This is a genomic window from Micromonospora phytophila, from assembly GCF_023656545.1.
GTDB classification, from domain to species: Bacteria; Actinomycetota; Actinomycetes; order Mycobacteriales; family Micromonosporaceae; genus Micromonospora; species Micromonospora phytophila.
Window position 1 is genome coordinate 1 of record NZ_JAMOKF010000204.1, and the last position, 10,133, is coordinate 10,133.

Annotated in this window: 10 protein-coding genes; 5 read left to right on the forward strand and 5 right to left on the reverse strand. The window is 72.7% G+C overall.

Annotated elements, in window-relative coordinates:
• The 3 genes from NCC78_RS21275 to NCC78_RS21285 all read right to left on the reverse strand — a co-directional run.
• The coding region (locus NCC78_RS21275) for a DUF58 domain-containing protein (protein ID WP_250796535.1) at positions 1-866 on the reverse strand (866 nt) is incomplete at its 3' end.
• Positions 867-895: 29 nt separating this feature from the next.
• Positions 896-1,945: an AAA family ATPase gene (locus tag NCC78_RS21280; RefSeq protein WP_250796524.1), complete on the reverse strand. Its 1,050-nt coding sequence runs from the start codon at positions 1,943-1,945 to the stop codon at positions 896-898.
• Between the two features lie 191 nt (positions 1,946-2,136).
• The gene (locus tag NCC78_RS21285) at positions 2,137-2,670 is read right to left on the reverse strand and encodes a hypothetical protein (protein ID WP_250796525.1); all 534 of its coding nucleotides are present in this window, start codon (positions 2,668-2,670) and stop codon (positions 2,137-2,139) included.
• Positions 2,671-3,120: 450 nt separating this feature from the next.
• Here NCC78_RS21285 and NCC78_RS21290 point away from each other — a divergent pair, with 450 nt between their 5' ends.
• Positions 3,121-4,038 carry an endonuclease/exonuclease/phosphatase family protein gene (locus NCC78_RS21290; protein ID WP_250796536.1) on the forward strand — a complete coding sequence of 306 codons (918 nt, stop codon included), beginning with the start codon at positions 3,121-3,123 and terminating at the stop codon, positions 4,036-4,038.
• 107 nt (positions 4,039-4,145) lie between these two features.
• Here the strand turns inward: NCC78_RS21290 and cimA are convergent, their stop codons facing one another.
• The gene (gene cimA, locus NCC78_RS21295) at positions 4,146-5,729 is read right to left on the reverse strand and encodes a citramalate synthase (RefSeq protein WP_250796527.1); all 1,584 of its coding nucleotides are present in this window, start codon (positions 5,727-5,729) and stop codon (positions 4,146-4,148) included.
• A gap of 358 nt (positions 5,730-6,087) precedes the next feature.
• Between cimA and NCC78_RS21300 the strand changes: the two genes are divergently transcribed.
• The 4 genes from NCC78_RS21300 (at position 6,088) to NCC78_RS21315 (ending at position 8,604) form a co-directional block, all read left to right on the forward strand.
• Complete coding sequence (locus NCC78_RS21300; RefSeq protein WP_250796529.1) at positions 6,088-6,648, forward strand: peroxiredoxin; 561 nt, start codon at positions 6,088-6,090, stop codon at positions 6,646-6,648.
• Between the two features lie 2 nt (positions 6,649-6,650).
• Positions 6,651-7,181, forward strand: coding sequence for an alkylhydroperoxidase, AhpD family (ahpD, locus tag NCC78_RS21305; RefSeq protein ID WP_250796531.1), 531 nt, complete (start codon positions 6,651-6,653; stop codon positions 7,179-7,181).
• A gap of 167 nt (positions 7,182-7,348) precedes the next feature.
• Entirely contained in the window at positions 7,349-7,807 is a 459-nt protein-coding gene (locus NCC78_RS21310) for a PRC-barrel domain-containing protein (protein ID WP_250796532.1), read from the forward strand.
• A gap of 59 nt (positions 7,808-7,866) precedes the next feature.
• Positions 7,867-8,604: a tyrosine-protein phosphatase gene (locus NCC78_RS21315; RefSeq protein WP_250796533.1), complete on the forward strand. Its 738-nt coding sequence runs from the start codon at positions 7,867-7,869 to the stop codon at positions 8,602-8,604.
• A gap of 216 nt (positions 8,605-8,820) precedes the next feature.
• Here NCC78_RS21315 and NCC78_RS21320 read toward each other — a convergent pair whose 3' ends face one another.
• Positions 8,821-9,918, reverse strand: coding sequence for a branched-chain amino acid aminotransferase (locus tag NCC78_RS21320; RefSeq protein WP_250796534.1), 1,098 nt, complete (start codon positions 9,916-9,918; stop codon positions 8,821-8,823).
• Between the last annotated feature and the right edge of the window lie 215 nt (positions 9,919-10,133).

The following is a 10,133-nucleotide window of genomic DNA, read 5'->3' on the forward strand; positions in this document are numbered from 1 at the left end:
CCGCTGCGGCGCAGCGCCTGGCGTACCTGGTCGCGTTGGGCGGCCGCGGCGGCCGCGTACCGCTCGCGCAGCCGGCGGTCGCCGGTCCAGACCTCGCGCCGGCGGCCGGTCTCCGGGTCGGCCAGGGTGACCAGGCCGACGTCCGGCAGCTCCAGTTCACGCGGGTCGGTCACCTCCACCGCGAGCACCTGGTGGCGCGCGGCGAGCCGACGCAGCGCCACCTCCCAGGGCGGCGCGTGCCGGGGATCGTCGGGCAGGCCGTCGAGGAAGTCCGAGACGACCACCACCAGGCCGCGGCGCGCGGCCACCCGGTGCACGGCGGCCAGCGCGTCGGCCAGGTCCGGCGCGGCCGGCGGCGGGTTCCGCTCGTCGTACCCGCCGGTGCGCGGGGCGGCCAGCAGTGCCCGGAGCAGCCCGAGCAGGTGGATCCGCCCGCTGCGGGCCGGGAACCGGCGCAACCCGTCCGGGCCGAGCACCTGCGCGCCGAGCCGGTTGCCGACTCCGGCGGTGAGGAAGCCGACCGCCGCGACGGCTGCCACCGCCAGCTCGCGTTTGTCCAGCTCAGCGGTGCCGTACTCCATGCTCGGGCTGGCGTCGACCAGCAGCCAGGTGGTCAGCTCCCGGTCCGCCTCGACCTCCCGGACGTGCGGCACGGAGGTCCGGGCGGTCACCGCCCAGTCCATCCGGCGCACCTCGTCCTCACCCGGGCGGTACTCCCGGCTGCCGGCGGGCTCGCTGCCGGGGCCCGGCAGCAGGCCGCGGTACTGCCCGTGCAGCAGGCCGTCCAGCCGGCGGGTGACGGTCAGCTCCAGCCGGCGCAGTCGCTGGTCGCAGGTCAGGTCGGCCAGGCCCGGGTCGGTCGGCACGGGCGCCGGCGGGGCGGCCCCACGCCACCTCATGCCGCCGCCAGGTCGGCCGCGAGCTGCGGGTGGCCGGTGGCGATCCGGGGCGGTGGCACCGCCTCGACCAGACGTCGGACCACCGACTCGGCGGACACCCCGTCGGCGACCGCGTCGAAGGAGAGCACCAGCCGGTGGGCGAGCACGTCCACGGCCAGCTCGCGGATGTCCTCGGGCAGGACGTACTCCCGCCCGCGCAGCAGCGCCTGGGCCCGCGCGGCGGCGACCAGGCCGAGGGTGGCCCGGGGGCTCGCCCCGTACGCCAGCAGCGGGGCGACCTCGGGCAGGCCGAACCGGCCCGGGTCGCGGGTGGCGAGGATGAGCCGGACGACGTACTCGGCGAGGGCGTGGTGCACGAAGACGTGGGCGGCGCGGGACTGCAGGTCGCGCAGGCGCTGCGGGTCGAGCACCCGACGGGCGGTGGGCCGGTCGACGCTCATCCGGTAGAGGATGGCCAGTTCGTCGGCGTCGCTCGGGTAGTCGACCAGGATCTTCATCAGGAACCGGTCGCGCTGCGCCTCGGGCAGCTGGTAGACCCCCTCGGACTCGATCGGGTTCTGGGTGGCCAGCACCAGGAAGGGTTCCGGGACGGGCCAGCTGCGCCCGCCGATGGAGACCTGCCGCTCCGCCATCGCCTCCAGCAGGGCGGACTGCACCTTGGCCGGGGCCCGGTTGATCTCGTCGGCCAGCACCAGGTTGGCCATGATCGGGCCCAGCTCGGTGTCGAAGGTCTCCTTCGACGCCCGGTAGATTCGGGTGCCGACGATGTCGGACGGCACGAGGTCGGGGGTGAACTGGATGCGGGAGAAGGTCCCGCCGACCACGGTGGCGAGGGTCTGCGCGGCGAGGGTCTTGGCCACGCCGGGCACCCCCTCCAACAGGCAGTGCCCGTCGGCGACGAGAGCGGTGAGCAGACGCTCGACGAGCCGATCCTGCCCGACGATCACGCGTTTGACCTCGAAGAGGGTCTGTTCCAGCTCGACGCCGGTCGCGTCGGGATCGACCGGGCTGGGCACGCTGGCCAGGGTGTCCGAGATGTCCGTCACGGTGCTTGCTTCCCGTGGCGGCGGTAGGACAAACGTCGGATTATCAGCGCCGGGGCGGCCCTTACCGGCCCGGATCGGGACGACCCGCCCGAGCCTCGCGGCGGTCGACGGACCGCCCGAACCGGGGCAGTCGAGGCGGAACGGCACCGGCCCCCACCGGGATGGGGGCCAGCGCGGTCGGGCGGGTGGGGTCAGTTGGCGACGATCAGGTGGAACGGTCGGTCGGCCGGGTTCCCCGCCGAGTTGTAGGTCTGGATGAAGACCGCGTTCGGCGTCAGGTAACGGGGCGCGACCGAGATCTCGCCGGCCGGCGGGACGTTGTTCGGGTCGACGGTGCCGATGGTGGCCACGTACGTCTTCAGCCGCACGTCGTAGTTGAACAGCACCTGGTACTGACCCGGGCCGTACCGGGTCGCCGAGACGACGTTGGCCGAGAACCGACCCGCCGACAGCACGCCGGTGCTGGAGACGACGGCCCGCGAGATGGTGCCGGGCGCCGGCACCGCCAGCGTCGCATTCTGCTGCAGGGCCGCCCGGGCCTTGCGGGCGTCGGCGGAGGACACCTCCGGCTGGTTGCCCGGGCCGGGCTGACGGACGGCCGGCTGGGCGAACTCGGCCGGGACCTTCGCCACCGGCTGGGCCACGGCGATGCCACCGCCGGCCAGGGTGAGCGCCAGGACGGCGAACGCCACCGCCACCGCCTTGCGTCGGAAGAGTGTGGTCATGGAGGGTCTCCCTTTGTTGACCGTGCGGATTCGACCGGCCCGCGGCTGCGCGGGACGGATCGCATTCATTTTTCGAGCCGGGGACAATGAGCGACAACCGCCGGAAACCAATGCTCCCGGCCGCACCTTTCGATGTTGACAGCTCAACGTTTTGCACCGGCCCTGAGCAGCGATTACTACTCAGAGTTTCGACGTCTCAACCAGGTGGAACGTAGCACCGGAAAAAGCCAGACGTCAATAGTCGATCACGCTTTATCGACCCGTCGCGTCGGTGCCGGCAAATTGTGAATAGCGAACGTCACGCCATTCATGAATGTGCTCGCCGGCCCGTTCGGGGCACCCGACACGAGGCCGGAGGGCTACCCTCCAGCCGTGATCGTTGACAACGGTGAACGCTCGGCGGACGGCCGGGCGCGCCGGCTTCGCAGCGCACTCTGCTGGGCGGCCGTCGTGCCCGCGGTGGGCTGGGCGGCCCTCCGACTGCCCGGCCTGGAGCGGGGCCCGCTGGTCCAACTGCTCGCCTTCACCCCGTACGTCGCCGCCGGCAGCCTGGTGCCGCTACTGCTCGCGCTCGCCCTGCGACGCCGCGGTCCGGCGGTGGTCGCGGCGGTCACCGCGACGGCGCTGGTCGCCGTGGTGGCGCCGCGCGCGCTGCCCTACGCCCCGCCGGCGGTCACCGGCCCGACCGTGCGGTTGCTGACCGCCAACCTGCTCGCCGGCGCCGCCGACGCGCGGACGCTGGTCGACCTGGTCCGCCGGCACCGGGTCGACGTGCTCACGGTGCAGGAGTTCACCCCGCAGGCCGGGGCGGAGCTGGACCGGCTCGGGCTGGACCGGCTGCTCCCCCACCGGCACCTCGACCCGCGGCAGGGCACCCCCGGCTCCGGGCTCTACGCCCGCTTCCCCGTCGGCGACGGCGGGGTCCGGCGCAATCGCGGCGGCTGGGGTTTCGACCAGGCGTACGGCACGGTGACGGTCCCGGGAGCGCCGCCGGTGCGGGTCGAGTCGGTTCACCCGGCGGCGCCGTACGCGGTGGACCAGGTCGGTCACTGGCGCACCGACCTCGCCGCGCAGCCGCCGGCCACCCCGGACGGGCCGCTGCGGATCCTCGCCGGGGACTTCAACGCGACCCTCGACCACGCCCCGCTACGCGCCCTGCTGGGCACCGGGTACACCGACGCGGCCGACGCCGCCGGGGCGGGTCTCGCCGGCACCTGGGGCCCCTACGACGGCGACCCGATCCCACCCGTCACCATCGACCACGTCCTGGTGGACCGCCGCATCGCCGTGCGCGGAGTCCGGGTGCACCCGTTGCCCGGCAGCGACCACCGCGGCGTCCTGGCCGAACTCCGCCTCCCCGCCGCCTGACCCCCGACCACCGCGTCGATCATGCAGTCGCGGCGCCCCGTACAACGGGCATGACGGGGCGGATCACCCACCACAGTCCATGATCGACGCGGGGCTGCGGCTGGGGGTCAGACCCGGGCGCGGTCGAGGCCGTAGGTGAGGGCGTCGACCAGGGCGTGCCAGGACGCCTCGACCACGTTGGGGTGGACGCCGACGGTGGTCCAGTCCCGCCCGGTCGTGTCGGCGGTCTCCAGCAGCACCCGGGTCACCGCGCCGGTGCCGTGGCTGCCCTCCAGGATCCGCACCTTGTAGTCGGCGAGCTCGAAGTCGCGCAGCTCGGGGTAGTGCCGGGACAGCCCGACGCGCAGCGCCTCGTCCAGGGCGTTGACCGGGCCGTTCCCCTCGGCGGTGGCGATCACCCGCTCGCCGCGTACCCGGATCTTGACGGTCGCCTCGGAGACCACCGCGCCGTCCTCCCGGTGCTCGACCAGCACCCGGTACGACTCCAGGGCGAACGGCCGCACCGGCGCGGCGTCCGGCAGTTCGGAGCGGACCAGCAGCTCGAAGGAGGCGTCGGCGGCCTCGAACGACCACCCGCTGGCCTCCAGCTCCTTGACCCGCCGGGTCACCCGGGACAGCGTCTCCGGATGGCCGGCCAGGTCCAGCCCGAGCTCGCGGCTCTTGAGCTCGACGCTGGCCCGGCCGGCCATCTCGGTGACCAGGATCCGCATGTCGTTCCCCACGACCTGTGGGTCCACGTGGTTGTAGAGCAGCGGATCCACCTTGATCGCGCTCGCGTGCAGCCCCGCCTTGTGGGCGAAGGCGGCGGCCCCGACGTAGGCCTGGTGGGTGTCGGGGGCGATGTTGGCGATCTCGGCGATGGCGTGGGAGACCCGCACCATCTGTTCCAGGCAGCCCTCGGGCAGCACGGGCAGCCCGAGCTTGAGCTGGAGGTTGGCGACCACCGCGAAGATGTCGGCGTTGCCGGGGCGCTCGCCGTAGCCGTTGGCGGTGCCCTGGAAGTGGCGCACTCCCGCCTCGACGGCCGCGACGGTGTTGGCCACCGCGCAGGCGGTGTCGTTCTGGCAGTGGATGCCGAGCAGGCCGGCGTCGACGCCGAGCCGGTCGGTCAGGTCGACGATGGCGGCGGTGATCTGGGACGGGAGCATCCCGCCGTTGGTGTCGCAGAGCACGAACCGCTCGGCCCCCGCGGCGAGCGAGGTCTCCACCACGGCGGCCGTGTACGCCGGGTCCTGCCGGTACCCGTCGAAGAAGTGCTCCCCGTCGACGAAGACCCGCCGCCCCTGGGCGACCAGGTGGGCCACCGTGTCGTGGATCATCGCCAGGTTCTCCCCGGCGGTGGTGCGCAGCGCGCGTTCGACGTGCCGCAGGTCGGCCTTGGCGACCAGGGCGACCGCCGGGGTCTCCGCGTCGAGCAGGCCGCGCACCTGCGGGTCGTCGGCGACCGCGACGCCGGCCCGGCGGGTGGCCCCAAACGCGACCAGAAGCGCGTGCTTCAGGTCGAGTTCGGCCCGCGCCCGGCGGAAGAACTCGGTGTCCTTCGGCACCGCGCCCGGCCAGCCGCCCTCGATGAAGCCGACCCCGAACTCGTCGAGCAGCCGGGCCACCGCGAGCTTGTCGACCACCGAGTAGCTGAGCCCCTCGCGCTGGGCACCGTCGCGCAAGGTCGTGTCGTAGACCTGGAACGTCATGGGAGTCTCTCTTCTTTCGTGGGCACCGACGCCGGAGCAACAAAAAGACCCCCCGCGGGATGCGGGAGGTCTGCGCGCTCGGCGGAGGGGGAGGCCGGCGCGCTAGGTGCGAATAATCAGGACGGTGCTGCTCACGGTCCCCACTTTGCCACCCGGGCCTGGTTTTGGGAGGCACAATCCACATATCGGGACGGTGACGGAGGGTCGCGGTACCGCATTCGCGGCCCGGTCCGGGGCGGAACCCGCCGCTGGTGATCGACTTCACAAGTCAGCCGGCCGCCACCAGGTGGAAATGACGCTGGGGAAGTATCTGGAACCGATCCAGTTACCGGCCTCGTGCCGCTGTCAAGGAGGACCCGTGCTCACTGTCGGTGACCGCTTCCCCGAGTACGAACTCACCGCCTGCGTGTCCCTGGACGCCGACAAGGCGTTCGAGACGATCAACCAGAAGTCCCACGAGGGCAAGTGGCGAGTGGTCTTCTTCTGGCCGAAGGACTTCACCTTCATCTGTCCCACCGAGATCGCCGAGTTCGGCCGGCTCAACGAGGAGTTCGCCGACCGGGACGCCCAGGTCCTCGGGGTGTCGGTGGACAACGAGTTCGTCCACTACGCGTGGCGCAAGGACCACCCCGACCTGCGCGAGCTGCCCTTCCCGATGCTCAGCGACATCAAGCGCGAGCTGACCGCCGCCTGCGGCGTGCTCGGCGAGGACGGCGTCGCCCAGCGGGCCACCTTCATCGTCGACCCGGACAACGAGATCCAGTTCGCCATGGTGACCGCCGGCTCGGTCGGCCGGAACGTCTCCGAGGTGCTGCGGGTGCTCGACGCCCTGCAGACCGACGAGCTCTGCCCGTGCAACTGGAACAAGGGCGGCGAGACCCTGGACGCCAACGCGCTCCTCGCCGGCGCCGGGGCCTGATCATGGGGCTTGACGCGGTCAAGGCGGCTCTGCCGGAGTACGCCAAGGACATCAAGCTCAACCTCGGCTCCACCATCGCCAACAGCACGCTCAACCCCGTCCAGGCCTGGGGCACCGCCCTGGCCTGCGCGGTGGCCGCGCGCAACCCGATGGTGCTGCGGGAGATCGCCGCCGAGGCGGCCGGCCACCTCAAGCCGGAGGCGGTCGAGGCGGCCAAGGGCGCCGCCACGATCATGGCGATGAACAACGTCTACTACCGGGCCAAGCACCTGATCGGCGACGAGCAGTACCAGTCGATCCCGGCCCGGCTGCGGATGCAGATCATCGCCCGGCCGGGCGTCGACAAGGCCGACTTCGAGCTCTGGTGCCTCGCCGTCTCGGCGATCACCGGCTGCGGGGTCTGCCTGGAATCGCACGAGAAGACCCTGCGCAACGCGGGCTTCAGCCGCGAGCAGGTGCACGAGGGGCTGCGCATCGCCGCCGTCGTGCACGCCGCCGCGGTCACCCTCGACGCCCAGGCCGCGCTCGCCTGACGCGTACGCCCGGTGGGCCGGGGGCCGCACGACGGCGCCGGCCCACCGGGCCCACTCAGTTGAACTGCGAGGATCCGGCCGGCGAGGTGTGTATCGACCTCCACAACCGGGTAGCAGGGTCAGGACAGGCAACATCCCCCAGAAAGTCGAGAAAGGGAGTGAACGCCATGGAGCGGCTCGACCCTAGAACGACCCACGGGACGCCGGACCCGCTCGTGCACGGTGGACAGGGCGCCTTCCCGGGCGGAGCGCCCACCGGGCGCTTCGACCCGTGGAGCTACCGGGACGAGGCCGGCGTGACCGGCGTCGACCTGGTCGGCTACAAGGTGGAGGCGAGCGACGGCAGCATCGGCAAGGTGGACCAGGCCAGCCACGAGGTGAACTCCAGCTACCTCGTGGTCGACACCGGTCCGTGGATCTTCGGTAAGAAGGTCATGATCCCTGCCGGTACCGTCAACCACGTCGACCACGACGAGCGGAAGGTCTACGTCGACCGGAGCAAGGACCAGATCAAGGCCGCGCCCGAGTACGACGAGACCGCCGACAGGGACCCGGCCTACCGGGACAAGCTCGGTGGCTACTACGACGACACCTACTCGTCGATGCCTCCGGGTACCGCCCGGTAAGGGATGATCCTGTAGGACGGCCGGTGGGGCATCGCCCCACCGGCCGTTACCGTGTCAGGGTGGACGCCATCGAGGTCAACCGCAGGATCCCGTTCTCCGCGCTGTTCAACTTCCGCGACGTCGGCGGCCACCTCGGCCACGACGGGCGCACCGTACGCCCGGGCCGGCTCTACCGCTCCGACTCGCTGCACCGCATCGCCGACGCCGACCGGGAGGCGTTCGCCGCCCTCGGCGTACGCACCGTCATCGACCTGCGCCGCCCGTACGAGGTGGAGCGCGACGGCCGGGTCCCCGACTTCGACGGCCTGACCTGGCGGCACATCCACCCGGAGCACGCCGAGTGGGACGAGCGGCCGTACCAGCCGGGCAGCGACCTGGCCCGCTACCTCGCCGACCGGTACGCCGACCTCGCCGAGACCGGCACCGCCGGGCTGGCCGAGGCGATCGGGCTGATCGCCGACACCGCCAACGCCCCGGTCGTCGTGCACTGCGTCGCCGGCAAGGACCGCACCGGCATCGTCTGCGGGCTCACCCTCGCGGTGCTCGGCGTCCCCGACGACGCCATCGCCGCCGACTACGCGTTGAGCACCGAGGCCGGCGCGCGGTTCCTCGCCTGGTTCGCCTCCACCGGCCAGCAGATGCGCCCGGGGCTGCCGCCGCTGACCTGCCCGGCCGAGGCGATGACGCTCTTCCTCGCCGAACTCCGCGAGGCCCACGGCTCGGTCGAGGGATACCTCCGACACGCCGGGGTCACCCCCGCCCAACTCGCCGCGCTGAAGGAACACCTACTCACCTGACCCCCGCTCACGCATCCGGTCGACGGCCCGAGGCCGCATCTCTCGACGGCCCGAGGCCGCCGAGGCGGGGTCGCCGGCGGCGGCAGGACGCCGACGCGCAGCCCGATGCGGACCCGGCCGTGGCCGCGGAGATCCACCCGCGCCGTCTACCCCGGACCGGCAGCCGCCCCCGCGCCAGGATCGGCGCGGGGGCGGGACGGGTGACGGTGGGGCGGGTCAGAGGACCCGGTTGACCCACTCGTGCGGGTCGGGGGTCTTGCCGCGCTGGAGGTCGACGAGCTGCTGGCGCAGGGCCATGGTGACCCGGCCGGGTTCGCCGCCGCCGATCAGGAACTCGCCGTCGGGGAAGCGGACCGTGCCGATCGGCGTGATCACGGCGGCGGTGCCGCAGGCGAAGACCTCGCGGAGCCGGCCGCTCGCCGCGTCCGCCTGCCAGTCGGCGAAGGTCACCGGCCGCTCCTCGATCCGGTGCCCGGCGCCGGCGGCGAGGGTGAGCACCGACTCCCGGGTGATGCCGGGCAGGATGGTGCCGGTCAGCGGCGGGGTGACCACGGTGTCGTCGTCGTAGACGAAGAACACGTTCATGCCGCCCAGCTCGTCGACGAAGCGGCGCTCGACGGCGTCCAGGAAGACCACCTGGTCGCAGCCGTGCTCGATCGCCTCGGCCTGCGCCACCAGCGACGCGGCGTAGTTGCCGCCGCACTTCGCCGCTCCGGTGCCACCGGGCGCGGCCCGGGTGTAGTCCGGGGAGACCCAGACCGTCACCGGCTTGACCCCGCCGGAGAAGTACGCCCCGACGGGCGAGGCGATCACCACGAAGAGGTACTCGTTGGCCGGCCGGACGCCGAGGAAGACCTCGCTGGCGAACATGAACGGACGCAGGTAGAGGCTGCCGTCCTCGCCCTCGGGGATCCATTCCCGGTCGATCTCGATGAGCCGGTGCAGCGCGTCGACGAACACCTGCGGCGGCAGCGGCGGCATCGCCATCCGCTGGGCGGAGGCGGCGAACCGGGCGGCGTTGGCCTCCGGCCGGAACATGGTGACCCCACCGTCGGCGGTCCGGTACGCCTTGAGCCCTTCGAAGATCTCCTGCGCGTAGTGCAGCACCGCGGCGGCCGGGTCCATTGGGATCGGCGCGCGCGCCTCGACCCGGGCGTCGTACCAGCCCTTGCCGTCGGCGTAGCGGATGGTCACCATGTGGTCGGTGAAGACCCGCCCGAAGCCCGGGTTGGCCAGCAGGGCGGCCCGGTCGGCGGCGGATACCGGCGCGGGATTCGGACGGATCTCGAAGTCGAGCTTGTCACCACCGCTCATCGCGCTGACCTCCCTGCGGGACAACGGCACACGGGTCCGTGTGCCGAGGAAACTGGTGCCAGAAACTTACCCCGAACGGTCGTTCAGCGGGTAGCGCCGCCCGGGCGTACCGACGCCGGCGGACGGTGACGACCGGCGGCGCCCGCCGTGCGGGCGCGGCCGGACGCGGACGTGTCGCGCCCCGGTCGGGCGCGGGCCCCGGGCCGGCGGCAGCC